Below are 26252 nucleotides of genomic sequence, written 5' to 3'. Positions count from 1 at the left end.
AATGGGATAGGCTCTAAGTAAAAACACATAGAAAAACTACATAGCAAGGGGATTTACGCAATGCGTATCATTCTGCTGGGCGCTCCGGGCGCTGGTAAGGGTACTCAGGCTCAATTCATCATGGAGAAATACGGTATTCCGCAAATCTCTACTGGTGATATGTTGCGCGCCGCTGTAAAAGCAGGTTCTGAGTTAGGTCTGAAAGCGAAAGAAATAATGGATGCCGGCAAACTGGTTACTGATGAGCTGGTTATCGCATTGGTTAAAGAGCGTATCACCCAGGACGATTGCCGTGATGGTTTCCTGTTAGACGGGTTCCCACGTACTATTCCTCAGGCTGATGCCATGAAAGAAGCCGGTATCAAGGTTGATTATGTGCTGGAGTTTGCTGTACCAGACGAGTTGATTGTTGAACGCATCGTCGGGCGTCGAGTACATGCTGCTTCAGGCCGTGTTTACCACATTAAATTCAACCCACCTAAAGTTGAAGATAAAGATGATGTGACAGGTGATGAACTTACTATTCGTAAAGACGATCAGGAAGCCACTGTTCGCAAACGTCTGATCGAATATCATCAACAAACCGCACCACTCGTTTCTTACTATCGTAAAGAAGCTGATGCAGGCAATACGCAATATTTTAAGCTGGACGGAACCCGTAAAGTAGCAGAAGTCAGTGCAGAACTGGCGACTATTCTCGGTTAATTCTGGATGGTAAGATAGCTAAGGCGGCCTAAGGTCGCCTTTCTCGTTTTACGGATCTCGTTGAAGACTTATTCGTAAGCTCGAATAATAAGCGTAATATCCCCCACAAGGATTTTGCATCATGCAAAGTAAGCTCGGCGTATTAATGGTCAACTTGGGGACACCGGACGCCCCAACACCGCAAGCAGTAAAACGCTATCTGACTGAATTCCTGAGTGACCGCCGGGTGGTTGATACTTCCCCGTGGCTGTGGTGGCCTCTGTTACGCAGTGTCATTTTGCCTATTCGATCTCCTCGCGTGGCTAAATTATACCAATCAGTCTGGATGGACGAAGGGTCACCGTTATTGGTCTATAGTCGGCGGCAACAGAAAGCATTGGCGGCACGTATGCCAGAGATCCCGGTTGAGTTAGGTATGAGTTATGGCTCACCAAATCTGCCAGATGCTATCGATAAGTTATTAGCCCAAGGTGTGACTAAGCTGGTGGTTTTGCCGCTTTATCCGCAATATTCCTGTTCGACCAGTGCCGCTGTGTGGGACGCTGTTGCCCGTATTCTGAAAGGATATCGTCGGTTACCATCGGTTTCTTTTATCCGTGATTATGCCGAACATCCCACCTATATTTCGGCATTACAGCAAAGTGTTGAACGTGCTTTTGCGCAGCATGGCAAACCTGACAGACTAATACTTTCCTTCCATGGTATTCCTAAGCGCTATGCTCAACTGGGGGATGATTATCCACAACGCTGTGAAGATACTAGCCGCGCGTTACGTGGCAAATTGGTGTTGCCAGCCGAAAATATCATGATGACATATCAGTCTCGCTTTGGTCGTGAACCTTGGTTGACGCCTTATACCGACGAGACATTAAAAAGTCTCCCCGCCCAAGGTATTAAGCATATTCAGCTGATCTGCCCTGGTTTCTCTGCTGATTGTCTTGAAACACTGGAGGAGATCAAGGAGCAGAACCGGGAGATTTTCATGCACGCCGGTGGTGAGAAATTTGAATATATCCCTGCGTTGAACGACGATGAGGGGCATATAGACCTTTTAGAACAGTTGATAAAACAAGAAATTGCTCAACTATCTCTTAATTCGTAATTTTTATGTATCGATTGGTATATTAATGATATGTGATTACATATTTACCTACTCCTTTCTCTTGTAATGCCTGTTTAGATGTATGAGAATTAGGCTTTTATAAACAACAGGTATGTAAGTATGTGACTTAACTATTTGTTTTTATTTGATTTTTAAGTTGAGCAAAAGACTGAAGTTTTAGAGTAGTGCATTGGTAGCTGTTAAGCCAAGGGCGGTAGCGTGATTTTATTTTTCACGATTTGAATTTATATATTTTTGAGAGATATACTCTGTATTATGAGAGATAAAAATAATTGAGTATCTTTAGCAATCATGAACAATATAGTCTAATCCAATAACTGGAAATGAAAATGTCAGTTTTACGAAGAAATATATTTTCTTTACTTCTATTACAAGGCAGTAACTATATTATTCCACTCCTTACATTGCCATATTTAACTCGAGTTTTGGGCGTGGAAGGTTTCGGTATCTATAGCCTTACTCTTTCTTTAGCACAGTATTTTGTTATTTTAATAGATTTTGGATTTAATTTATCGGCCTCGAAGAAAATTGCTGAACATCAAGATAATCCAGAATATATATCTAAAGTTTTTTTTGAAACACTTTATTCCAAATCAATATTATGCGTCATTTCAATTCTTATAATTATTTTACTTACGATTACAAGTACGCATGCTGTTATCCAAAGTGAGTTGATTTATACTGTATTAATGTTAATTGGTACCACGTTAATGCCTGCGTGGTTTTTCCAAGGCATAGAAAAACTATCTGTTGTGACAAATTTAATGATAGTAGCAAAGCTATCAATGCTACCTTTATTTTTTATTTTTGTTCACAGTGATGCGGATATAAAATATGCAGTAATAATTCAATCGTCAATGAATTTATTGGCTGGTATCATAGCAATAATATATATATATCGGAAAAAACTTGTAAGAGTAGTTAACTTCTCTAGTCTAAAGATAGCGCATACATTAAAAGATTCTTTCCCGATATTTTTTGCAACATTATCTATTAGTCTTTATACCATGAGTACAATAATTATAATTGGTATATTCAGTAATGTTTATGAAGTCAGTATATTTACGGCAGCTGATAGAGTTAAAGGGGCTATTTTAGGTGTATTTTTAGTTCTAGGAAATGCATTTTACCCCAGAATAAATTCGTTATTGGTTAATAAAAAAGAAGAGGCCTACTCTTTAATCAGAAAGATTTTCTATTGGCAGGGTGGCTTGTGCATTGCTATAACAATCTGTGTCATAGTTTTCTCTAAATTGATTACTAAAATAATGTTTGGCTCTGAATATTCGGAGGTATCAACACTTTTAATTTTATTTTCTCCTGTTTATATTCTGGTTATACAATCGACTGTACTAGCTAACTACATTTTATTACCTCATGGGTATAAGAAATCTTATACGATTTTACCAATGATTTCGGCAGTAATTCATATCCCTCTTTGTGCATATCTTGCCTCTAAATATGGAGCTTGGGGCGGTATTATTTCAATTATTACTATTGAGGCTTTATCATTTATATGTTTGATTATGATTCTTAAGAGAAAAAATCTCTTATTTGAAATACTTTCGAGAAACAAACATGGATAATAAAAAAATACTTTCGTTGATTATACCTGTCTATAATGCTGGTAAGTATCTTGAGTCATGCCTAATTTCTGTATTTTCACAATGGGATAACATGCTTGAAGTTATCATTATCAATGATGGTTCAACTGATAACTCTGCTGATATAATCAGTAAATATAGTAAAATATATGACTTTAAATATTTGTCACAAGATAATTCAGGTGTATCCGTAGTGCGAAATAAAGGTGTAGAGATCGCCACAGGAGATTATATAGTCTTTGTCGATGCTGATGATATCTGGTGCGATAAAATATATTCTAGTATCAAAAAAATAATTATAAAAAATGCACCTGATTGTATATTATTTAACTACATTGAATTAACTGAAGGTAAAGAAAATAAATTCGATTTAATAAATAAGAATGAATTCACTAAAAGTAATCTAGAATCAGTTAAGATTGGTATAGCCAATAGTGAAATGTTTTATCTCTGGCGGTGTGTTTTTAATAAAAATATCTTTGACAATATAATTTTTGATGTTGGACGTAGATTTGAAGATCAATTGATTTTTCCTATTTTAATTAGTAAATGTGAATCCATCTATGAAAGTAAGGATTACATTGTTAAATATAGACAAAATCCAGATAGTATTACTAAAAACCTGAATGTTTCAGATCTTGATGATAGCGAGGTCGGGCTGTTAAGATTTAAAGATCAGTATATAAAATATCATAGTAGATATTGGACTGCGATTATCGCAAGTGTATTTGTATCTCATATATCTAAATGTGCCAGAATATACCATATTGATAAAAAAACAGCACTGAGGAGTTATAGGAAATCTTTCGAAATAATATCATTAAGGCCAATTATTTCTTCAGGTAACATAAAGTCTATTTTATATTATATATTTAGCGATATAATGTTTTATCGATTGGTTTCGGCTGTTAAAAATGAGGTGAAAAAATAGTATGGTTACTGTTACTATATTTACTCCTACTTTTAATAGAGCTAAAGTGCTAAAGCGCTGCTATCTTTCCATATTAGAGCAAAATAGAAATGATATTGAGTGGTTAATAATTGATGATGGTTCGATAGATAACACAATTGATGTTGTAAATAATTTTCAAAATGAAAATAGAATAAAAATAAGGTATATCTATCAAGATAATAGTGGGAAGCAAGCTGCTTGGAATAAGGCGGTAGAGAATGCGAGTGGTGAGTATTTTATCGGGTTGGATTCCGATGATGCTCTTATTAGTGGTTCAATAAGCAAATTACTTTCAATAACAAAAGTACTGGATGATAAAGACATTATTGGTATAAGAGCTTTGTCTGTTAGCTCAGAAACAATGAAACCTAATAATTATTACTTATCCAATGAAGATAAGAAAAGCTCATGGTTAGATGAGTTTCGTTCAGGTATCCGTGGTGAGAGAATTGATTTGTTTAAAACAGAGTACTTACAAAAATATTATTATCCAGTTAAGCCAGGAATTAATTTTATTCCTGAAATTTGGTTTTATAGTACGATATCTAAAGAGTATTCATTTTTTTATAGTTCAATTCCAGTTCGCATCTTTTTTGATGATGAGAAAACGAACCGGCTCAGTCAGTCCTCAATAAAAAAGCATGCAATAGGCCATTATATCTCGCGTAAGGCATTACTGGGTAATACTCCAAAGGTTGTATGGTTATATAGGCCATTGGATTTTATAAAAACTATCATACGTATTAATCAGGCTATCGCTATGATGGATGAGAAGTATGTAATTGAAGAAAAAAATTCACTCTTACTTAAAATTGTTACACTGCCTGGTGTAATAATTCGTAAAATTAAGTCACAACAAGGGATTTCATGAAAGTAATTGCTTTCTTTGGTGGCGATATTAGTCTCACCGGTGGTACTGAGAGAGTCAGTTTAGCTCTTGCTAACTATCTGGTTAAAGATGGCTATCGGGTTATTATTATCAGTTTAAGTGGTAATGCTTCGCCTTTTTTTCATGCAGATGAAAGAATAAAAATCGTATCACTTTTTGATAAAAAAAAACGCTTCTCACTTGCTTATTTGTCTGTCGTTTTTAGATTACGCCGTATCTTAATAGATGAATCAATCGATGTTTTGATTGATGTTGATACAATGTTAGCATTATTTAGTACTACAGCTTTATTAGGAACCAAAAAAAAACATATCTCGTGGGAACATTTTAATTATAAAAATGATCTAAATATAAAGTCACGAAAACTAGCCAGGAAAGTAGCAGCCAAATATGCTGACGCAGTAGTCACGTTAACAGAAAAAGATCGCCAGTATTGGCTAGAAGAAAATAAATATCCAGAAAGAATAATATCGATACCTAATCCATTACCCTTTGATGTAAAAGATAAACTAATTAAAAAAAACTCAAAAAATGTTTTGGCTCTAGGACGATTTACTTACCAGAAGGGTTTTGATCTCTTAATCGATATTTGGGCTAAAGTACAAGAGGAAAATCGTGACTGGAAACTTATAATCGCAGGTGATGGTGAGGATAAGCAATTTTTATTAGATAAAATAAAGAGATTAAATCTTAAGAATATAGAGTTACTACCCACTACTCCTTATGTGAGAGAGTTATATAATCAGTCTAATATCTATGTAATGACTTCTCGGTTCGAAGGATTCCCTATGGTTTTGCTTGAAGCTAAAGCAAGTGGACTACCGATAATAGCTTATGATTGCGATACTGGCCCTTCAGAACTCATCACTGACTATGAGGATGGATTTATTATACCCTTTGATGATAGTGATAAATTCGTAAAACAACTTCTTATACTGATTAATAATGAAGAATTAAGAGAAACCATGTCAATTAAATCATTAGAGAATGCAGAGCAGTATAGAATAGAGTCTACGATCGGAAATAAATGGAAAAACCTGATCGAAATGTTAATGAGTGAAAATAGAGTTTAGAATTTAACTCCAATTGGATAAGAAGATACCAGTGAATTTATTATACATTATTACAGGGTTAGGTATGGGGGGGGCTGAAAAACAGACGCTCTTGCTCGCGAATAAGATGCTTTCGGCTGGACATAATGTCATGATCATATCGCTGACAGGTGAGACGGTAGTAAGGCCTGAACAGGGTATCCACCTGAGAGAGTTAAATTTAGATAAGAGCATTTTTAATCTATGTAATGGATTCTTCAAAGCTAGACAAATAATAAAGAAATTTAAACCTGATGTCATTCATAGTCATATGTTTCATGCCAACATATTCTCCCGGATACTTCGACTATTCACCAAAATTCCAGTTTTAATATGTACTGCGCATAATACTAATGAAGGTAGTACGCTGAGAATGTTAGCGTATAGATATACTGACCGTCTCGCTTCGCTATCCACTAATGTTAGCCAGGATGCTGTTGATTCTTTTGTTAGCAAACGGGCTTCTACTGCCAATAGAATGATTGTGGTAACAAATGGAATTGATACCTCTCAATTTGATTTTTCGGTAAGTGATAGACAGACGAAAAGAGCTGAGTTAGCTATATCAGATGAGACACCAATGCTATTGAGTGTTGGAAGGTTAATGGAAGCAAAAGATTATCCAAACTTACTGAATGCATACTCTTTACTTCTCAAAAATTATAGCTATAAAATTATTCCACGACTATTCATTGTGGGAACGGGTCATCTTGATAGTTATCTTAAAAACATGGCCAGTGAACTTGCTATTGAGCAGTACGTTACCTTTCTTGGACGCAGGGATGACATCCAGCAACTAATGTGTGCTACCGATATTTTCGTGTTGTCTTCCGAATGGGAAGGGTTTCCGCTGGTTATTACTGAAGCGATGGCATGTAAGAAGTTAATTGTTGCTACAGACTCTGGTGGTATTAAGGAGGCTTTAGGTGAATGTGGCGCTGTTGTCCCAGTTAAAGATCCTGACGCTTTGTCTAATGCTATATATAAAATGATAAATTTATCTGATGACGATAAAATATCGTTAGGCGAAAAAGTTAGAGCGCGTATCGTAAAAACAAATTCTATTGATAAAATAGTTGACCACTGGATATCTATATATACTTCTTGCAGAAAATAAGAGTTTAATTTATTTTTTTTGTAAGGAAACTAAAAAATATCAGTGTTTATTGTTTTAATTATCACGTCTATGCGGTTTTTCTGGGGGGTATATGCCAACTGTAATGTTATTACTACTTTTTTTTCTGATTGTGTCATTTGTACTAACGTATTTATTACGAATTTACGCCTTTAAAAATAATATTATTGATACTCCTAACTCACGTAGTTCACATGTAATTCCAACGCCAAGAGGTGGTGGTGTTGCTATTGTTATAAGTTTTTTAATCGGCTTAGCGATTTTTTATTTTCAAGGTTATTTAACGACTCTTACGACAGTCGGGTTAATTGTCTCTGGTGGGGTAATTGCTATAGTCGGATTTTGGGATGACCACGGGCATATTGCTGCTCGTTGGCGTCTCATGGCACATTTTTCTTCAGCAGCATTTTTATTGTTTTGTCTAGGCGGTTTCCCGCCATTAACTATTTTTGGGACAATAATCTATTTGGGTATTGTCGGTAACATTTTGGGCCTGCTATTTTTGGTATGGATGCTTAATCTCTATAATTTCATGGATGGTATTGATGGTTTGGCGAGTGCTCAAGCCGTAATGGTCAGTCTCGGTGCGATCGTGATCTATATAATTAGTGGTGATAAAGTTGGCTTAGATAACTATCTGGTTCTTTGGTTGCTGGCGGTGACTGTCTTAGGGTTTTTATTATGGAATTTCCCTCCTGCAAAGATATTTATGGGAGACGCAGGTAGTGGTTTTCTGGGATTAATCATAGGCTCTCTAGCGATAAGTGCCGGTTGGATAGAATCAAAATTTTTCTTCTGTTGGTTGATCCTATTGGGTCTATTTATTGTCGATGCAACATGGACTCTCATTCGTAGAATTTTGGGTGGTTTTAAAGTTTATGAAGCTCATCGAAGTCATGGTTACCAGATTGCATCCAGAAGATTTAAAAGACATTTACCAGTTACATTATCTGCTATCGTTATAAATATTGTTTGGTTATTCCCTATTGCATTGCTCGTCGGACTAAATACCATTAATCCAATGGTTGCTTTGATTATTGCCTATGCTCCAATTATATATTTGGATTATAAGCTTGATGCGGGTGTGAAAAACAATTAAGTCAGTTGCGTTTTATTTTAATTCTGACTAAATTTTCTTAAATAGTCATTGGTTTGAATTGCGTTTTCTGGCTTGGGATTAGGTATTATATGTTTCTCGTATTTCTATTATCTTTACCAAGAACTGTTAAAAGAATTATTATGTTGTTATTAGATGCTACTCTCATCGGGTTAGCATATTGGGGCGCTTTTTGGGTTCGCCTGGATGTTGATAGTCCATTTAGCAGCACTGAACAATGGGCTGCATTGGCCGTAATTATACCGCCAACGCTTTTAGTCTTTATCCGACTCGGGTTGTACCGTACTGTACTTCGCTATGTCAGTGCGAAAATTGTCACTACCGTGTTCGTCGGTGTAATACTTTCTACGGGTTTACTTGTTTTTGGTTCCTACTTCTTAGGTGTCTACTTGCCAAGAACAGTATCAGTCATGTTCTTTGTATTCTCGTTAGTCCTTATTTGTGGTTCTCGGTTGTTCTTCCGCATGTTACTGAACTATGGTGTTAGAGGACAAATTCCTGTTGTTATTTATGGCGCAGGTGCTTCTGGTCGGCAATTGTTGCCTGCTTTAATGCAAGCTAGCGAATATTTTCCTATTGCGTTTGTTGATGATAATCCTAAGTTACACAAAGCAGTTATTCATGGATTTACTGTTTATCCTTCAGAGAAACTTGAGTATTTGATAGGTCGTTACGGTATTAAAAAAGTCTTACTTGCAATGCCAAGTGTTAGCCAAAGCCAGCGTAAAGCTGTGGTTGGTAAGCTAGAAAATCTTTCTTGTGAAGTCTTATCTATCCCTGGTATGTCGGACTTAGTTGAAGGCCGAGCACAAATCAGCAGTTTAAAGAAAGTCTCAATTGAGGAATTATTGGGGCGTGATCCAGTTGTACCTGATGAAAAGTTATTAGCCAAAAATATCACTGGCAAGGTCGTTATGGTAACCGGTGCTGGCGGTTCAATTGGCTCTGAATTATGTCGCCAAATAATTATTGAAAAACCACAATTATTGGTTCTTTTTGATGTCTCTGAATTCTCTCTTTATTCTATTGAAAATGATATAGCGGCAATATGCAGGAGCCATAAAATTGATTCGGAATTTGTCGCATTACTCGGTTCAGTTCAAAATGAAAGTAGACTAGTGCAAGTAATGACTAACTTTCAAGTGAATACTGTCTACCATGCTGCCGCTTATAAGCATGTTCCACTGGTTGAGAATAATGTTATTGAAGGTGTGAGAAATAACATATTTGGCACTCTATTTTGTGCAAAGGCAGCCATTAAGTCGGGAGTCGAAAAGTTTGTTTTGATATCGACTGATAAAGCGGTGCGGCCAACCAATACCATGGGGGCCACCAAGAGAATGGCTGAACTTGTATTGCAGGCATTATCTAATGAGCAATGTCATACAAAATTCTGCATGGTACGTTTTGGCAATGTTCTAGGTTCCTCAGGTTCTGTTGTTCCGCTATTTAAGAAACAAATCGCTGAAGGGGGGCCAATCACGCTCACCCATAAAGATATTATCCGCTACTTTATGACTATCCCCGAAGCGGCACAACTGGTTATTCAAGCTGGGGCAATGGGGCAAGGAGGCGATGTGTTTGTATTAGATATGGGAGATCCTGTTAAGATTATCGACTTGGCTAAGCGCATGGTCAACCTTTCTGGGCTTTCAGTTAAGAGTGATGAAAACCCTGATGGTGATATTGCGATAGAAATTTCAGGTTTGCGCCCAGGTGAAAAATTATACGAAGAGCTATTGATTGGAGAGTCGGTACAAAATACCTATCATCCCCGAATTATGACTGCTACTGAGGTGATGCTTGAATGGGATAAACTAAATGTATTGCTCAGTACAATTGAAAGTGCTTGTAATGACTTTGATTATGAATATATTCGCTCTTTATTATTAGAGGCTCCTGTTGGTTTTCAACCAACAGATGGTATTTGTGATTTGGCTTGGCAAAATAGCTATCACAAAAAAAACATGTCTATTAATGTTAATTAATGGGGTTAGGGGCATTTATAAATAGGTTGGTGTTTTTATCGCTTATGGAAAAAATATGAAAAACATTGCATTCGTAATCACTAAATCAATAATTGGTGGTGCGCAAGGTTGGGTTTTAGAACAAGTTAAATTACTTAAGGATGATTGTAATATAATATTGATAACCTCTGAACCAGGCTGGTTAACAGAAGCTATAGTTTGCGATAAAATTATTATCATCCCTGAGATTAGAAAAATGGCCAGTATTAAAGCTATTTATTGTTTATATAAGGTGCTCAAGGATAATAAAATTGATGTAGTGGTTTCAAGTTCAGCTAATGCAGGTCTTTACAGTCGTCTGGCTCGTTTATTTTTACGTTTTCGCGGCGTGTATGTTTCACATGGCTGGTCATGTATATACAATGGCAATGTGTTAAAGTTTATATTTTGTTATATTGAAAAACTGCTTTCAAATATTACTGATGTGATTTGGTGTGTGTCTCAAAGTGATGCTGATAAGGCGGTTAATATTATTGGTATTAAACCTGAAAAGATTGCGGTCCAGCTTAATGCTATAACACCATTGATTGAACGTTCTGATCGGCCGTGTAAAAATAAAATAATTTATGTATGTCGACTTGCTTATCCTAAACGACCTGATTTGATGTTGAAAGTTGCTGCCGTTAATCCTCATTTTAATCTCGATATGGTTGGAGATGGTGAGTATTATAAAGAACTTGAGAAAGAATATAGCAGTTATAAAAACATTCATTTCTATGGGGAAATTAAAGGATTTAACAGGTTTAATGACTATGATGTGTTTGTGCTAACATCTGAAAGTGAAGGTTTGCCAATGGCTGCGATTGAGGCGGTCAGTGCTAGTCTACCTATCATCATAAGTAATGTGGGGGGTTGTGCTGAAATAGTCGACCAAAATGGTATTCTGATAAATAACACGACAGAAAACCTAGAAAGTGCTCTCAATACCATATTTTCAAATTATGACTTCTTTTACAAATCTGCACAGATGCAAAAGAGTAAATTCGATATAAAGAATGTTAAAGATAAGTGCAGAGAGATAATATTTGGGCCGTAATATGAAACTCTAAATCATTACATTTTAAAGGTAGATTATGACTGTTTTAGTTACTGGTGGTGCAGGTTATATTGGCTCGCATACGGTATTAGTATTATTGGAGCAAGGGGAAGATATTGTTGTATTAGACAATTTATCTAACGCTTCTGCTGAGTCATTATTACGTGTTTCCGAAATTGCTGGCTGCTCGGCTACATTTTACCAAGGTGATGTATTAGACAAAAGTTGCCTAAGAAAAATATTCTTAGAGCACAGTATTGATTCTGTTATTCACTTTGCTGGCCTAAAGTCGGTAGGTGAGTCAGTGATTAAACCTATAGAATATTATCAAAATAACGTTACAGGTTCTATCACCCTACTTGAAGAAATGTTAATTGCAGGTGTAACGAAGCTGATATTCAGCTCATCAGCCACAGTATACGGTGATCCTGAGTTTATCCCACTGACCGAGGATGCGCGTATTGGAGGCACGACCAATCCATATGGTTCATCGAAAGTCATGGTTGAACAGATATTGAAGGATTTCTCTTTTGCTCACCCCGAGTTTGCGATAAGAGCATTGCGTTATTTTAATCCTGTTGGCGCCCATCCTTCAGGTTTTATTGGCGAGGATCCAAATGGAAAGCCAAACAATCTGTTGCCGTTTATTACTCAAGTTGCGGTTGGTAAACTGCCAAAATTAGCCGTATATGGTAATGACTATCCGACTAAAGATGGGTCAGGCGTACGTGATTATATTCATGTTATGGATCTTGCTGATGGGCATGTTTGTGCACTTAATCGGCTGACTGCTGGGTACAAAGTTTATAACCTGGGGTCAGGTGTAGGATATTCAGTACTTCAGATGGTGAGTGAATTTGAACGCATTTCGGGCAAAAAAATCCCCTATGAAATAACGGCGCGTCGGGCTGGTGATATCGCGGAGTGCTGGGCAAGTACTGAACTCGCGCTCAAAGAATTAGATTGGAAAGCTAAGAGGAACCTAACGGAAATGATAAAGGATGCATGGAACTGGCAACAATCAAATCCTAATGGTTATGCCCGCTAAATTCATGCTTACATATGCTAAAATTCCTTATCTTCCCATTTCAATTTGTAACTCAAAACAATGAAATTTCCTGGTAAACGCAAATCTAAGCACTACTTTCCGGTGAATGCCCGTGACCCTTTATTGCAACCGGCGCAGACTGAAAATGAAGTGAGTACCTCTTATATCGTTGGCATTGACCAGACGTTGGTTGATATTGAAGCCAAGGTTGATGAGAGCTTTATTGCCCGTTATGGTCTGAGCCAAGGGCACTCTTTAGTGATTGAAGATGATATCGCTGAAAACCTTTATCAGGAACTAACTGCTAATGGGTTGATTACTCATGAGTTTGCTGGCGGTACCATTGGTAATACCTTACACAACTATTCTGTCCTTGCTGATGATCGTTCCATCCTGTTGGGCACCATGTGTAGCAATATTAAGATCGGTAGTTATGCCTATCGCTATCTGTGTAATACCTCAAGTCGCACTGACCTGAATTATTTGCAGGCAGTTGATGGTGCTATTGGCCGCTGCTTTACTTTGATTAGTGATAATGGTGAGCGGACTTTTGCTATCAGTCCCGGGCAAATGAATCAGCTACGTCCTGAAAGTATTCCTGAAGATGTGATTGCAGGAGCTTCTGCTCTGGTGCTGACTGCTTATCTGGTGCGTTGTAAGCCGGATGAGCCGATGCCTGCTGCCACAATGCAAGCCATCAGCTATGCGAAGAAGCATGATGTTCCGGTCGTGATGACCCTGGGGACGAAATATGTTATTGCAGATAATCCGCAGTGGTGGCGTGATTTTCTCAACGAGCATGTTTCTATATTAGCGATGAATGAAGATGAGGCTTATGAACTGACGGGCCTGAATGATCCGTTGATGGCTTCTAACATGGCATTGAATTGGGTGGATTTAGTGCTTTGTACTGCCGGCCCGAATGGGCTTTATATGGCAGGATATACCGAAGAGGCGAATAAGCGCCAAACACAGCATCCATTATTACCTGGCGCTATCGCAGAATTTAACTTGTATGAATTTAGCCGGGCAATGCGCCAAGCGCATTGTGATCATCCATTACGTATCTATTCTCACATTGCCCCTTATATGGGCGGGCCTGAGAAAATAATGAATACCAACGGGGCAGGGGATGGTGCATTATCCGCTGTGCTGCATGATATTGCGGCGAATGGCTATCATCGTAATAATGTTCCGAACTCTAGCAAACATGTGCATAGTTACCTTAGCTACTCCTCCCTGGCACAAGTGTGTAAATACGCCAATCGGGTCAGTTATCAGGTATTAAACCAGCATTCGCCGCGTTTAACACGTGGCTTGCCTGAACGGGAAGATAGTTTAGAAGAGTCTTACTGGGAGCGGTAAGATACCCGTCATACTTTAAGTTGCAGGTGTGTTGGCTGCTCTCATTACTCAGCCCATCCTTGGGCCTCGCAAGGCGAGGCCGCTGCAAGCAGCGTTCAAATCTGCTCCCGGCAGATTTGTCACCCCAGTCACTTACTCGTGTAAGCTTCTGGGGATTTGCTTAGTTGCTGCCTTCCCGCAACTCGAATTATTTAGGGTATAGAACTTCAATTATAAACACAGATATAATTTTAAATTGGGCAAACTGGCATTTTATCTTCTTCAGTCAGCGTTTCTATTTTCAGCATATTAAGCATGCTGTTGGCGATTTCGCGCTCCCCCATAACAACCTGGTTAGCGCCACGGTCTGAGATATAAACCACTTCATCGTCATAATGGGCGCGGGCGATTATCTCAAGGTCTGGCCGCTTAATTCTGGCTGATGCGACTATTTCACCGGCTTCGTAGCCATTTGGTATGGTCAGCAATAACCAACGGGCGCAATCCAGACGCGCCAGTGACATAATATCTGCGCTTGCAGCATTACCTAATACCGCATTAATACCTTGTTCACGGAGTGCTTCCACTCGCGGGCGCGAATTTTCTACGACGACCAGCGGGATGCCTTCCGCATGAAGTTTTGCCCCTAATAAGCTGCCAACCCGGCCATATCCCACCAATAATGCATGATTGCATAAATCTACAGGTATCTGTTTTTCCTCTTCTACCGCCTCTTCCAGAATAAGATCTTCTATCGTCTCATTTTTGGCTAAATAGCGATCTAGCAAGGTGAAAAGTAACGGGTTGAGCATAATAGACAGAATCGCTCCCGCCAGTACCAGATTACGGCCATGTTCAGACATTAAACCAAGAGAAATACCCAGCCCCGCCAGAATAAAGGCGAACTCCCCAATTTGGGCCAGGCTAACGGAAATAGTGAGTGCTGTGCGTTTTGAGTGGCCAAACAGCCGCACCAGAATGAAAGCTGCCACCGATTTACCGAAGATAATGATGGTCAATGACGCTAACACTGCTAAGGGTTCTCGTAGCAAAATCATCGGATCGAATAACATGCCGACTGAAACAAAGAACAGCACGGCAAAGGCATCACGCAGCGGCAAGGTATCTTGTGCGGCACGGTGGCTCAGCTCAGATTCGTTTAATACCATTCCTGCGAAGAATGCGCCGAGAGCAAATGATACGTCAAACAACCCTACAGCGCCGTAGGCTATCCCAAGCGCCAAGACTAAGACTGCTAGAGTAAAGAGTTCTCGCGAGCCAGTACTGGCTGTTTTAGCCAGTATCCAGGGCACCAGCCGACGACCGACGACAATCATTAAGGTTATGAAAGCGATCACTTTACCAATAGTAATCGCTAGCTCTGTAAACAGTTGGCTCAGGCTCGTGGTTTCGTTGCCCATGACTCCGGCAAATGCGGGTAATAACACTAATGTCAGTACCATTGCCAAATCTTCAACAATCAACCAGCCGATAGCAATCTGCCCTCGCTGACTATCAATCAGTTGCCGTTCTTCCAGTGCGCGCAGTAATACCACGGTACTGGCGGTTGACAGACATAACCCAAAGACCAAGCCGGTGACTAAATCCCAGCCTAATAAATGAGACAAGCCCATACCTAGCAGAGTAGCAACGGCTATTTGTGTCACGGCTCCGGGGATGGCGATTGCTTTTACTGCGAGGAGGTCTTTAAGCGAGAAGTGAAGTCCGACACCAAACATCAACAAAATAACACCGATTTCAGCCAGTTCGGGAGCTAATGAAGTATCAGCAACAAAACCCGGCGTGAATGGCCCGGCAAGCACCCCTGCGGCAAGGTATCCCACCAGTGGTGAGATGCGTAGGCGGTGGGCCAGGGAACCCAAGAGGAAGGCGAGAACAAGGCCTCCGACGATCGTGGTGATTAAGGGTGTTGAGTGGTGCATCCAGACTCCTTCTCGTTATACCCGCCATCTTTCAAATTGCAGGTGTGTTGGCTACGTTTATTACTTGGCCCATCTCTGCGAGGCCGCTGCAAGGAGCGTTTAAATCCACTCCCAACAGATTTATCACGCGCTTGCCGCCTTTGGGATGAGTATTGGGATATGTGGAGCAGCAAGCATTTCACAGCAATAACATCAGTTTATTGTATTTATGCGATCAATGCGCGATAAAAATTCATTTTTTATCGATAAAAGTCTGGTTTGGCATGGAAATTGTTTGAAGTGGTTATTTGTGGGGGACTTGCTGTTTTTGTCACGATTACACAGGGGACTCTCCCGACTGAAGTGCTAGTCTCAGTCGGGATTATAAGGTTATTACTATTACTTATCTTCTATATTGGGCAATAAGGCAGTAAATATCCCCAGTAATGGCAGGAATGCACATATTTGGTAAACCAGCTCAATACTGGTTAAATCAGCAACATACCCTAGTACAGCCGCACCTAACCCACCCATACCGAAAGCAAAACCGAAGAATAGACCGGATACCATCCCCACTTTCCCTGGGATCAACTCTTGGGCATACACCAGTATTGCAGAGAAGGCTGATGCGAGGATGACGCCAATGATTACGGTTAAAACCCCCATCCAATACAACGAAGCATAGGGTAAAATAAGGGTAAATGGCGCTACACCCAGTATTGACCCCCAAATAACATATTTTCGCCCTATCCGATCACCAAGAGGACCGCCAATTATGGTGCCAGCGGCGACTGCGAATAAGAACACAAATAAATGTATTTGGGCGTTTTGTACTGAAACACCGAACTTATGCATCAAATAAAAGGTGTAATAGCTGCTAATGCTGGTCAAGTAAAAGTATTTAGAGAATATCAGCACCATTAAAATAACTAACGTCTTAATAACCGTCTTTTTAGGCAGTAATTTTGCCGATGAGGTTTTTATCACTTTGCCATGTGTTGCTCTTTGCTGTTGCTGATACCACTTACTGACTTGCAATAGCACCACAATGGCCAGTAAGGCTGCGAGAGAGAACCAGCCGACATTGCCTTTACCATAAGGAGCGATAAGAATTGCAGCTAATAGTGGGCCGAGAGCGCTACCGAAGTTGCCCCCGACTTGAAAAACTGACTGAGCCAGGCCATGGCGACCACCGGATGCCATGCGCGCGACCCGTGATGACTCAGGATGGAATACCGATGAGCCGGTGCCAACCAGCGCTGCTGCCAATAAAACCACAGGGAAAGTGGTTGCCACCGCCAGCAGCAATATGCCTGATAAGGTAAAACCCATACCAATAGGCAAAGAGTAAGGTTGGGGGTGCTTATCGGTATACAGCCCTATCAGGGGTTGCAGTAGTGATGCAGTAAGCTGGTAAGTGAGCGTGATTAGCCCTATCTGAGTAAAACTCAGTGAAAACTCGGCTTGTAATAAAGGATAAATCGCTAGAATCAACGATTGGATCATATCGTTGAGTAGATGAGATACGCTGATAGCCCCCAGAATAGAGAAGGATGTGCGTTTTACAGCGGCATTAACGGAGGGCTGGAATCCAGTCTCAGAACGATCGGTCATAGTGAGTATTCGCCTAATAATTTCACTGTTAATAATATGTTGGTAACGAATACATATTATGCAGATCGAATGATTTTTACTACATCTGACATAATTTGATATATATTCCAAAGTTATGAAATTCATTCATACATCATCAGACTACAATGCCTACGGCGTCACGGTATGGTGTTGATTTATCGTGCTATTGATATGCATTACACTCTTTTCACTCATTAAACCGGGATTTATCAGGCCGGTTTTTAACGACTACATGGAGATTTGCCATGCGTTTTTCATTACCGACCACAGCATGTGCCTTGGCTGTGTCGCTGGCGTTTGCACCGGGATGGGCTGCTGCCTGGGAAAAAGATAAAACTTACGATATCACTATATTGCACACTAATGATCACCATGGGCATTTCTGGCAAAACGATCACGGCGAATATGGTTTAGCGGCACAGAAAACTGTCGTTGATAGTATTCGCAAACAAGTTGCAGCCGAGGGCGGAAGTCTACTACTGCTGTCAGGTGGGGACATCAACACCGGCGTGCCTGAGTCTGATTTGCAAGATGCGGAGCCTGATTTTCGTGGTATGAACCTGGTCGGTTACGACGCGATGGCCATCGGCAATCACGAATTTGATAATCCATTGAGTGTGCTGCGACAACAAGAGAAGTGGGCAACTTTCCCGTTGTTATCGGCCAATATCTACCAGAAAAGTACGCAACAACGCTTATTTAAGCCTTATGCCTTGTTTGATAAGCAAGGGGTGAAAATTGCGGTAATTGGTTTAACGACTGATGATACTGCCAAGATCGGGAATCCCGAGTATTTCACCGATATTGAATTCCATGTCCCGGCCGTTGAAGCAAAACAAGTCGTCGATCAACTGCGAAAGACCGATAAGCCTGACATTATCATCGCCGCTACCCATATGGGGCATTACGATGATGGCAAGCATGGTTCGAATGCTCCAGGTGATGTAGAGATGGCTCGCAGCCTCCCCGCAGGCTATTTAGATATGATAGTGGGTGGTCACTCGCAAGATCCGGTTTGTATGGCCAGTGAGAACCATAAGCAGGCTGATTATGTTCCCGGTACACCTTGTGCGCCTGATCGTCAGAACGGAACCTGGATTGTTCAAGCTCATGAGTGGGGTAAATATGTTGGTCGTGCTGATTTTAAATTCCGCAATGGTGAGTTTAAACTGGTGAGTTATCAGTTAATTCCAATCAATTTAAAGAAAAAAGTTGAGAAGGCTGATGGTACCAGTGAGCGGGTCTTTTATACCCAGGAGATTGCGCAAGATCCATCGATGCTGAAGCTACTTACGCCTTTTGAAGAGCAAGGTAAGGCGCAGTTGGATATTAAAGTTGGCAGTGTCAATGGCAAGCTAGAAGGTGATCGTAGCAAGGTTCGTTTCGAACAAACCAACCTGGCGCGGATGTTATTGGCTGCGCAAATGGAACGAGCGGGTGCAGACTTCGCGGTGATGAGTGGTGGTGGGGTGCGTGATTCTATCGATGCCGGTGATATCACGTATAAAGATGTGCTTAAGGTCCAGCCATTTGGTAATACATTGGTTTACGCCGATATGAAAGGCAGCGAGGTCGAGAAGTATCTGGCTGTGGTGGCGAATAAAAAAGTCGATTCAGGTGCTTATGCACAATTTGCCAATGTCAGCTTGGTCGCTGATGGTAATGGCGTCAGTAACGTAAAAATACAGGGTAAGCCATTAGACCCGAATAAAATGTATCGTCTGGCCACCCTGAATTTTAATGCATTAGGCGGCGATGGCTACCCGAAAATCGATACCTTACCGGGCTATGTGAACACCGGTTTTATCGATGCTGAAGTGTTAAAACAGTATATTGAAAAGCACTCTCCGCTGGATGCCAGTCAGTATCAGCCGAAAGGTGAGATTGTTTATAAGTAAGGCGTGAAGCCAGAAGCCTCCATTTGGCAGTGGAGGCTTCTGGTGAATTGCATGAGATATAGGCAGCGCGGTGCGGGTTTGTAATGCAATAAATTAATTAATCGCGCTTAGCAATATCGGCAAAGCTGCCTTGTAGCAACTGGCATAAATCTGTTGCAGCCAATTCAATATCTAACCCCCGCTTTCCGCCAGAAACGAATATAGTGGCATACGCCTGTGCCAAGCTATCGATAACCGTCGGTAAGCGCTTTTTCTGCCCTAATGGACTGATACCACCGACTAAATAACCGGTGGTGCGCTGCGCCAATTGTGGGTCAGCCATCTCCGCCTTTTTGGCACCCAAAGCACGCGCAACTTTTTTCAGATCAAGCTGGGTGGCGACAGGGGTAACGGCAACCGCCAAATTTTTGGCATCACCATTCAAGGCGACCAGCAAGGTTTTATAAACCTGATCAGCATTAAGCCCCAACTTTTTAACGGCTTCATCGCCAAAGTTGGTTTCTGCTGCGTCATGGTGATAAGGATGTAATGTGAACGGAACTTTTTGTTTTTCCAGCAAAACGACTGCAGGTGTCATAATAAACGTCCAATTAAAAATGAAAATTTATTCCAGTGGATTATCCTACACCCAATCATTGCGATAGAGTTAAAAATTAACCTAATAAAATCAATGGCATCATGATGGATTGCCGGAGTTATGATGAATGTAAGTTGCTAATCTAATCGTCAGGTTGCTACCCTGTACCTGCAGCTCATATTATCCGCAAGGAGTGTGGGCGCTTAATAACTAAAATAATGAAAATTCCTCTTTGACTGGCCGATAGCGATATCGGCCATTTTTTTACTTTTATTGGTGATTACTGCTCGCTGAGTTGCAACAAATCAGGAAGATTACCCTCGCCATACAGATGCAGTGCACCGACCGCGACCACATAACGCCCGGCTGGCAGATGTTCTAGTTGCTGCTGCCAGCGTTTATTCCGTTGAATCATCAGCACATCGTATAGATTTTGGCTAAAAGTTGGCGCCAGTGTGGTTAGGTCATTGGTGGGGGGATGTTCCAGCCACCAGCCAATCATGGTTTGCAGCAGGCGTGCGTTGGTGTGCCAATGGGTCAGAGTATCAAGCAGTAAAGACATGCCGTTATCAGGTAATGTCTCCAGTAAATCGAGTTGCATTTGTGTTCCTTCCAACTCTATAACACTTTTTTCTTGTGCTGCTGCCGCTTTCAATAATTGATAATCGATGCCGTATTCCCCACGCAATCCCAGACGTTGAGCCTGGCGAGCCTGAAGCATTAAGGCGACCTGCCATGCCGGTAGAAAGGCCATCGAGTGCGGATCAGTGCTCAGCTCTTCGCAGCGCTGTAACAGTTGCTGATATTGCTCCTCAGGTAATCTATCGATTAATGCTTCGCTGAGGGTATCGGTACCAAAAGGTGAGGAGGTGTCGGTGATATCAGCTTCGACAATAAGTGCATCAGCCTGATTCAATTTATTCAGTAATTCGTGGGGGAGGGGGAACATGTTCTCGGTTCCCATATGAATACTGCCGACCATATGGAAGTGGCGTTCACCGGGTAAGGTGATATCCAACGCCGGATAGGGGTAGGTCGCCGGTGTTAGGATACCGAGAAATCGTGCGATGTGGCGTAATAATTGGCCCATATCCATGTGGTTCCCTTTTTAGCATTTCTTAACATGCTAAACGCTAAATGGCGCACATGAAAGTGTTGTGCGCCATTAGGCTATACCCTTTGTACTTGAAGCCGCAGGGGGTTAGCTGCTCTTGTTACTCGGCCCATCGCTGAGCCTACCTGCAACGCCAATGACTTTGGGGATATCAGGAGCGCTTACTGCTTAGGTTTAAAACGCAGTAAACGGTTAGCGTTGCTGACTACGGTAATGGATGACAGCGCCATGGCCGCCCCTGCCACCACCGGGCTAAGTAATGTTCCGGTGAACGGGAACAGAATTCCCGCAGCAATCGGAATACCCAGTGCGTTGTAGAAAAACGCACCCAATAGGTTTTGCTTCATATTGCGCAATGTTGCTTTGGCAAGCTCCACGGCATCCGCAACCCCATGCAGACTGTGGCGCATTAGCGTGATAGCCGCAGTTTCAATCGCGATATCACTACCACCACCCATGGCAATCCCAACATCCGCTTGTGCCAGTGCAGGGGCATCATTGATACCATCACCAATCATCGCCACTTTATGTCCGGCGGCTTGCAGTTGCTTGATAGCCTCAGCTTTACCCTCCGGCAATACACCCGCGATCACCTGATCAATACCGGCTTCTTTGGCAATGGCATTGGCGGTAATTGGGTTATCACCGGTTAACATCACCAGACTGTATCCCAGTTGATGCAACCGTTGCAGAGCGCTGACACTGTCGCTGCGCAGTGGGTCGCGGATCGACAGCAGTGCCGCGGGTTTACCCATCGCGCTGAGGATAACCGGGGTAGCACCACTTTCAGCTTGCTGCTGCATGAGTGATTGCAACTCACGGGTATCAATGCTCTGTTCCTCCAGCAGGCGGTTGTTCCCTAGCAACAAAGGAATGCCGTCAACTTCACCACTGACACCCAAGCCACGTAAGGTGCGGAACTGACTGACGGTAGCCAGCGTCAGCCCTTCGGCACGTTGCAAAATAGCGCGAGCCAATAGGTGATTAGAGCCGGTTTCTAGTGCTGCGGCCCATCCCAGCGCTTGTTGTTCGCTGACACCGTTAAAGGTATGAATTGCCACCACTTGCGGGTGACCTTCCGTTAGTGTGCCGGTTTTGTCGAACACCAACGTATCGAGATTACTGGCTTGCTGCAATGCATCGGCATCACGTACCAAAACACCAAACTCGGCCGCCCGCCCGACGCCAGAGATGATAGACATCGGCGTCGCCAGTCCAAGCGCGCAGGGACAAGCGATAATGAGCACTGTGGTAGCAACCACCAGGGTGTACACCAACTGAGGCTGTGGACCGAGGAAATACCAAATCAGCCCGGCGATAACAGCAATTGCCACCACGGTTGGCACAAATACCGCCGAGATTCGGTCCGCCAATTTGCCGATTTCTGGTTTACTGCTTTGCGCCTGACGAACCAGTTTGATGATGCGAGCCAGTGTAGTTTGGCTACCAATGGCATTGGCGCGGAACAGTACCGACCCATCCTGTACTTGGGTACCTGCATGTACCACATCACCTGCTGATTTTTGTTGTGGGATAGGTTCGCCGGTCAGCATGGCTTCGTCCATCCACACTTCGCCCTGCACAATTTCACCATCAACCGGTACTCGGTCACCGGTAGTCAGACGCAAGGTCATGCCCAATTGGACCTCAGCCAGAGGGATCACTTGCTCGCCGTCGTCAGATACCCGCCGTGCTGTCGGTGGTGCCAGGTCCAGCAGTCGCTCCAACGCATTAGATGAGCGCTGTCTGGCGCGTTGTTCCATCGCATGACCAAGGTTAATCAAACCGATTATCATGGCGCTGGCTTCATAATAGAGGTGGCGCGCCTCCATCGGGAAAACATCCGGCCAGATATTCACCGTAATGGAATAGAGCCACGCCGCTCCGGTACCTAGTGCCACTAAGGTATCCATGGTGGCACTGCCATTTTTCAGGCTGATCCAGGCGTTGCGATAGAAATGGCCACCCGCAAATATCATCACCAGCAGAGTAATCACCCCGACAATAAGCCACGGCGTCTGGGTTTCTGGCGTTAGCGTCATACTGCCGCCGAATAACCCCCATCCCATCAGTGGGATACCCAACAGCAGGCCCAGCGCTGCTTGCCATTGGAAGCGCTTCATACTGGCTTGGGACATCTGTTGCTGACGTGCGCGGCGCTCGCCTTCGTCTTCAATAATTTCTGCACCATAACCGGCATTTTTGACGGCTGCGATTAAGGCTTCATTGCTTGGGTTACCGGTGACTAACGCGCTACGTTCCGCCAAATTGACGCGCGCAACCTCAACCCCATCAACCCCTTCCAGAGCATGTTGTACTTTGGATACGCAACTGGCACAGCTCATTCCGGTTAGTAATAACTGGACGCTATCGATATCTACCGCTGTGGTTGGGTTAGCGGTCTCTGTTTTATTAATCTCAGGTGTTACTGCCGGAATAGTTGAAGAGGCCGCTGCCTGATATTCCGGCTGAGATGGGGCTGAGTGAGTCAGCGGCTCAGTTTTTGGGGACGGGGCACCTGGCAATGCAGCGTGGTAACCCGCCTGTTCCACGGCATTAATCAGCACCTGCGGATCAGCTTTACCATACACTTTAGCGCTATCCACACTCACCACGGCTGCAATTACACCGGGAACGGCTTCCAGAGCTTGGCGTGTGGCTTCAGTACAATGGCCGCAGCTTAAGCCTGAGAGCTGTAATTGTGTATCGGGTGTTTGGGCTGCTTCTGCCTGATAACCGGCTTGTTTGACAGTATCAATCAGCGTGTTGATATCGGCTTCACCGGTCACTTTGGCATAGTTAACGTCGACTTCAGCATGATGAATATCTTCACGACTTTCTAAGGCGGTTTTCACTCGCTTGGCACAATTCATACAGGAAAGACCATGCAAGGCCAGCACTGTGGTTTGCAACATAATTAACTCCTTATCGAGTAACCACTTATCCGTTCATTTCGTCGGGATAAGTTTAGTCGGTAATCCCAGTCACATCGCTTATTGTCGCTGATAATGGATTTATCCATAACCTTAAGCTGTACAGGTTTTATTCCGCTTGACTGACATCGTTATTTTCACTAATTATGGAGGTTAAACCTTCCAGCAAGGGGAAGGTCAAGGGGGAAGTATGAACATAAGCGATGTGGCAAAAAAAACCGGTTTAACTAGCAAAGCCATACGTTTCTACGAAGAAAAAAAACTGCTGACACCGCCTATCCGCACTGATAACGGCTATCGCAGCTACAGTGCCAATCACATTGAAGAGTTAACACTGCTACGTCAGGCACGGCAGGTTGGCTTTACACTGGATGAATGTCGCGAGTTACTGGCATTATTTCATAACCCGGCCCGCCACAGCGCGGATGTGAAAGCGGCGACGCTACTAAAGGTTGCGGAAATCGAGCAACATATTGATGATCTTAACCAGATGCGCTTGCGCTTGTTAGCGTTGGCAGATGAGTGCCCAGGGGATGATGGCGCAGATTGCCCGATTATCAATAATTTGTCGGGATGTTGTCATTCGGCAGCTAAGCAGGCTGGCGATGATAAGGATAAAGTTGTTAACAAACAGATGGTTGTGGGGGGTGAAACAGTTGTTAGTTAACTGACAGGCCGCTCAACTGACGGCCTGCCGGTCAATATGCTACTGACGATAATATAGGTATTACTGAGGGATGGCGCGGACATGCAAGGTATTGCCTTCCACGAATATCACTTCAACTTCGGTACCAACACCCAGTTCGGTCGCGCAATAAATACGCCAGCTACTGTCACCAACCCGCATGCGACCAAAACCATCAATAGTCGGTTCGGTCAATGTGGCTCGCGTACCCAATAGCTGATGGGTACGTTGATTCAGCATGGCAGGTTGTGGTTTGATGCGTTTACTCAGCCAATACCACCACAGGAATGCAGCAACCACCGTCAGGACGGAAAATAGCACGCCTTGCATCTCCCAGCTAAAGGGAAATAGCCAGACTAACGCGCCCACGACTACGGCGGCAACGCCGCTCCACAGCATATAACCACTGGCACCTAGCATCTCGGCGGCCAGAAGCAGCCCGCCGAGGGATAGCCAAAACCAACTTGGATTCGCGGCAATTTCCTCCAGCATGGTTATTTACCTCGGCTGTTTTTACTCTCGCCAATCAGTTCTGCAATCCCACCGATAGCACCCATCAGGCTGCTGGCTTCTAGCGGCATCATAATGACTTTGCTGTTATTGGCGGAGCCGATGTGTTGCAGTGCGTCGGTATATTTCTGTGCCACAAAGTAGTTAATGGCTTGAATGTCACCGGCAGCAATAGCCTCAGAAACCATTCTGGTAGCTTGAGCTTCAGCTTCAGCACCACGCTCACGGGCTTCTGCTTGCAAGAATGCGGATTGACGTTCACCTTCAGCTTTCAGAATCTGTGATTGCTTCTCACCTTCAGCACGCAAAATTGCGGCCTGACGAACCCCTTCGGCTTCCAGAATATCAGCACGTTTAGTACGTTCCGCTTTCATCTGAGCATTCATCGCAGAAATCAATTCAGCCGGTGGGCGCACATCACGGACTTCAATACGAGTCACTTTAATGCCCCACGGGTTGGTGGCTTCATCAACAATATGCAACAGGCGGCCGTTGATGTTGTCACGTTGGGACAACATTTCATCCAGCTCCATAGAACCTAAAACAGTACGGAAGTTGGTCATGGTCAAATTGATGATGGCCGATTCCAAATTGCTGACTTCATAAGCTGCTTTTACTGGGTCAATAACCTGGATAAAGCAGACTGCATCAATTGCTACGTTGGCGTTATCGCGGGAAATGATCTCCTGGGATGGGATATCCAAGACTTGTTCCATCATATTGATTTTGCGACCAACACGATCCATAAATGGCACAACGATGTTCAAGCCTGGCATCAGGGTTTTGGTATAACGACCAAAACGCTCGACAGTCCACTGAAAACCTTGTGGAACAATTTTGATTGAGGAAAACACCACAATCAGGGCTACAACGATAAGAACAGGGATGACCGTAAACATATTTAACT

Annotated in this window: 21 protein-coding genes; 14 read left to right on the top strand and 7 right to left on the bottom strand. The window is 42.6% G+C overall.

Going from position 1 to position 26252, the window contains the following annotated elements:
* The first annotated feature begins 60 nt into the window (after window positions 1-60).
* The 12 genes from adk to V1955_RS16285 all read left to right on the top strand — a co-directional run bounded on the left by adk (window position 61) and on the right by V1955_RS16285 (window position 14092).
* Window positions 61-705 carry an adenylate kinase gene (adk, locus tag V1955_RS16340; RefSeq protein WP_083159957.1) on the top strand — a complete coding sequence of 215 codons (645 nt, stop codon included), beginning with the start codon at window positions 61-63 and terminating at the stop codon, window positions 703-705.
* Window positions 706-823: 118 nt separating this feature from the next.
* Complete coding sequence (hemH, locus tag V1955_RS16335; protein WP_442821454.1) at window positions 824-1807, top strand: ferrochelatase; 984 nt, start codon at window positions 824-826, stop codon at window positions 1805-1807.
* Between the two features lie 350 nt (window positions 1808-2157).
* Window positions 2158-3414: a flippase gene (locus V1955_RS16330; protein WP_442821165.1), complete on the top strand. Its 1257-nt coding sequence runs from the start codon at window positions 2158-2160 to the stop codon at window positions 3412-3414.
* Window positions 3407-4363, top strand: a complete 957-nt coding sequence (locus V1955_RS16325; RefSeq protein ID WP_372568776.1) for a glycosyltransferase — start codon at window positions 3407-3409, stop codon at window positions 4361-4363. The genes V1955_RS16330 and V1955_RS16325 overlap by 8 nt, the downstream gene beginning before the upstream one ends.
* Window position 4364: 1 nt before the next feature.
* Window positions 4365-5255: a glycosyltransferase family A protein gene (locus V1955_RS16320; RefSeq protein ID WP_083159949.1), complete on the top strand. Its 891-nt coding sequence runs from the start codon at window positions 4365-4367 to the stop codon at window positions 5253-5255.
* Entirely contained in the window at window positions 5252-6346 is a 1095-nt protein-coding gene (locus V1955_RS16315; protein ID WP_372568777.1) for a glycosyltransferase family 4 protein, read from the top strand. The genes V1955_RS16320 and V1955_RS16315 overlap by 4 nt, the downstream gene beginning before the upstream one ends.
* Before the next feature lie 31 nt (window positions 6347-6377).
* Window positions 6378-7481, top strand: a complete 1104-nt coding sequence (locus V1955_RS16310; RefSeq protein WP_442821164.1) for a glycosyltransferase — start codon at window positions 6378-6380, stop codon at window positions 7479-7481.
* A gap of 91 nt (window positions 7482-7572) precedes the next feature.
* Complete coding sequence (locus V1955_RS16305; protein ID WP_442821163.1) at window positions 7573-8598, top strand: MraY family glycosyltransferase; 1026 nt, start codon at window positions 7573-7575, stop codon at window positions 8596-8598.
* A gap of 140 nt (window positions 8599-8738) precedes the next feature.
* On the top strand, window positions 8739-10604 hold the full coding sequence (locus V1955_RS16300; protein WP_442821162.1) for a polysaccharide biosynthesis protein: 1866 nt from the start codon (window positions 8739-8741) through the stop codon (window positions 10602-10604).
* A 55-nt stretch (window positions 10605-10659) separates the two neighbouring features.
* Complete coding sequence (locus V1955_RS16295; RefSeq protein WP_083159939.1) at window positions 10660-11679, top strand: glycosyltransferase; 1020 nt, start codon at window positions 10660-10662, stop codon at window positions 11677-11679.
* Between the two features lie 37 nt (window positions 11680-11716).
* A complete protein-coding gene (gene galE / locus V1955_RS16290) occupies window positions 11717-12727 on the top strand; it encodes a UDP-glucose 4-epimerase GalE (RefSeq protein ID WP_442821161.1) in 1011 nt (336 codons plus the stop codon).
* A 60-nt stretch (window positions 12728-12787) separates the two neighbouring features.
* Window positions 12788-14092, top strand: a complete 1305-nt coding sequence (locus V1955_RS16285; RefSeq protein ID WP_420072931.1) for an inosine/guanosine kinase — start codon at window positions 12788-12790, stop codon at window positions 14090-14092.
* Window positions 14093-14322: 230 nt separating this feature from the next.
* Here the strand turns inward: V1955_RS16285 and ybaL are convergent, their stop codons facing one another.
* Window positions 14323-16014, bottom strand: coding sequence for a YbaL family putative K(+) efflux transporter (ybaL, locus tag V1955_RS16280; RefSeq protein ID WP_420072932.1), 1692 nt, complete (start codon window positions 16012-16014; stop codon window positions 14323-14325).
* Window positions 16015-16392: 378 nt separating this feature from the next.
* Entirely contained in the window at window positions 16393-17607 is a 1215-nt protein-coding gene (locus tag V1955_RS16275) for an MFS transporter (protein WP_083159931.1), read from the bottom strand.
* A 266-nt stretch (window positions 17608-17873) separates the two neighbouring features.
* On the opposite strand from V1955_RS16275, the gene ushA reads away from it, so the two are divergent.
* Window positions 17874-19526 carry a bifunctional UDP-sugar hydrolase/5'-nucleotidase UshA gene (gene ushA, locus V1955_RS16270; RefSeq protein WP_442821160.1) on the top strand — a complete coding sequence of 551 codons (1653 nt, stop codon included), beginning with the start codon at window positions 17874-17876 and terminating at the stop codon, window positions 19524-19526.
* A gap of 97 nt (window positions 19527-19623) precedes the next feature.
* Here the strand turns inward: ushA and ybaK are convergent, their stop codons facing one another.
* The 3 genes from ybaK to copA form a co-directional block, all read right to left on the bottom strand.
* On the bottom strand, window positions 19624-20103 hold the full coding sequence (gene ybaK / locus V1955_RS16265; protein ID WP_083159927.1) for a Cys-tRNA(Pro)/Cys-tRNA(Cys) deacylase YbaK: 480 nt from the start codon (window positions 20101-20103) through the stop codon (window positions 19624-19626).
* A gap of 280 nt (window positions 20104-20383) precedes the next feature.
* Window positions 20384-21193: a TraB/GumN family protein gene (locus V1955_RS16260; protein ID WP_372569858.1), complete on the bottom strand. Its 810-nt coding sequence runs from the start codon at window positions 21191-21193 to the stop codon at window positions 20384-20386.
* A 185-nt stretch (window positions 21194-21378) separates the two neighbouring features.
* Entirely contained in the window at window positions 21379-24132 is a 2754-nt protein-coding gene (gene copA / locus V1955_RS16255; RefSeq protein WP_442821159.1) for a copper-exporting P-type ATPase CopA, read from the bottom strand.
* 208 nt (window positions 24133-24340) lie between these two features.
* On the opposite strand from copA, the gene cueR reads away from it, so the two are divergent.
* Complete coding sequence (gene cueR, locus V1955_RS16250) at window positions 24341-24817, top strand: Cu(I)-responsive transcriptional regulator (RefSeq protein ID WP_442821158.1); 477 nt, start codon at window positions 24341-24343, stop codon at window positions 24815-24817.
* Window positions 24818-24877: 60 nt separating this feature from the next.
* Here the strand turns inward: cueR and V1955_RS16245 are convergent, their stop codons facing one another.
* On the bottom strand, window positions 24878-25327 hold the full coding sequence (locus V1955_RS16245) for an NfeD family protein (protein WP_083159921.1): 450 nt from the start codon (window positions 25325-25327) through the stop codon (window positions 24878-24880).
* A gap of 2 nt (window positions 25328-25329) precedes the next feature.
* A complete protein-coding gene (locus tag V1955_RS16240) occupies window positions 25330-26244 on the bottom strand; it encodes an SPFH domain-containing protein (RefSeq protein ID WP_004704953.1) in 915 nt (304 codons plus the stop codon).
* Between the last annotated feature and the right edge of the window lie 8 nt (window positions 26245-26252).

Source organism: Yersinia sp. 2545 StPb PI (genome assembly GCF_052217125.1).
Taxonomy (GTDB): Bacteria; Pseudomonadota; Gammaproteobacteria; order Enterobacterales; family Enterobacteriaceae; genus Yersinia; species Yersinia enterocolitica_E.
The sequence above is the reverse complement of the archived record's forward strand: the minus strand, read 5'-3'. Positions and strand labels throughout refer to the sequence as shown.

Coding starts and splice junctions, on each gene's coding strand:
- V1955_RS16275 (WP_083159931.1), bottom strand. CDS start 17,607: ATGACCGATCGTTCTGAGACTGGATTCCAGCCCTCCGTTAATGCCGCT.
- V1955_RS16260 (WP_372569858.1), bottom strand. CDS start 21,193: ATGGGCCAATTATTACGCCACATCGCACGATTTCTCGGTATCCTAACA.
- ybaL (WP_420072932.1), bottom strand. CDS start 16,014: ATGCACCACTCAACACCCTTAATCACCACGATCGTCGGAGGCCTTGTT.
- V1955_RS16285 (WP_420072931.1), top strand. CDS start 12,788: ATGAAATTTCCTGGTAAACGCAAATCTAAGCACTACTTTCCGGTGAAT.
- V1955_RS16295 (WP_083159939.1), top strand. CDS start 10,660: ATGAAAAACATTGCATTCGTAATCACTAAATCAATAATTGGTGGTGCG.
- V1955_RS16315 (WP_372568777.1), top strand. CDS start 5,252: ATGAAAGTAATTGCTTTCTTTGGTGGCGATATTAGTCTCACCGGTGGT.
- V1955_RS16330 (WP_442821165.1), top strand. CDS start 2,158: ATGTCAGTTTTACGAAGAAATATATTTTCTTTACTTCTATTACAAGGC.
- V1955_RS16320 (WP_083159949.1), top strand. CDS start 4,365: ATGGTTACTGTTACTATATTTACTCCTACTTTTAATAGAGCTAAAGTG.
- galE (WP_442821161.1), top strand. CDS start 11,717: ATGACTGTTTTAGTTACTGGTGGTGCAGGTTATATTGGCTCGCATACG.
- copA (WP_442821159.1), bottom strand. CDS start 24,132: ATGTTGCAAACCACAGTGCTGGCCTTGCATGGTCTTTCCTGTATGAAT.
- V1955_RS16300 (WP_442821162.1), top strand. CDS start 8,739: ATGTTGTTATTAGATGCTACTCTCATCGGGTTAGCATATTGGGGCGCT.
- cueR (WP_442821158.1), top strand. CDS start 24,341: ATGAACATAAGCGATGTGGCAAAAAAAACCGGTTTAACTAGCAAAGCC.
- V1955_RS16245 (WP_083159921.1), bottom strand. CDS start 25,327: ATGCTGGAGGAAATTGCCGCGAATCCAAGTTGGTTTTGGCTATCCCTC.
- ybaK (WP_083159927.1), bottom strand. CDS start 20,103: ATGACACCTGCAGTCGTTTTGCTGGAAAAACAAAAAGTTCCGTTCACA.
- ushA (WP_442821160.1), top strand. CDS start 17,874: ATGCGTTTTTCATTACCGACCACAGCATGTGCCTTGGCTGTGTCGCTG.
- V1955_RS16240 (WP_004704953.1), bottom strand. CDS start 26,244: ATGTTTACGGTCATCCCTGTTCTTATCGTTGTAGCCCTGATTGTGGTG.
- adk (WP_083159957.1), top strand. CDS start 61: ATGCGTATCATTCTGCTGGGCGCTCCGGGCGCTGGTAAGGGTACTCAG.
- V1955_RS16325 (WP_372568776.1), top strand. CDS start 3,407: ATGGATAATAAAAAAATACTTTCGTTGATTATACCTGTCTATAATGCT.
- V1955_RS16305 (WP_442821163.1), top strand. CDS start 7,573: ATGCCAACTGTAATGTTATTACTACTTTTTTTTCTGATTGTGTCATTT.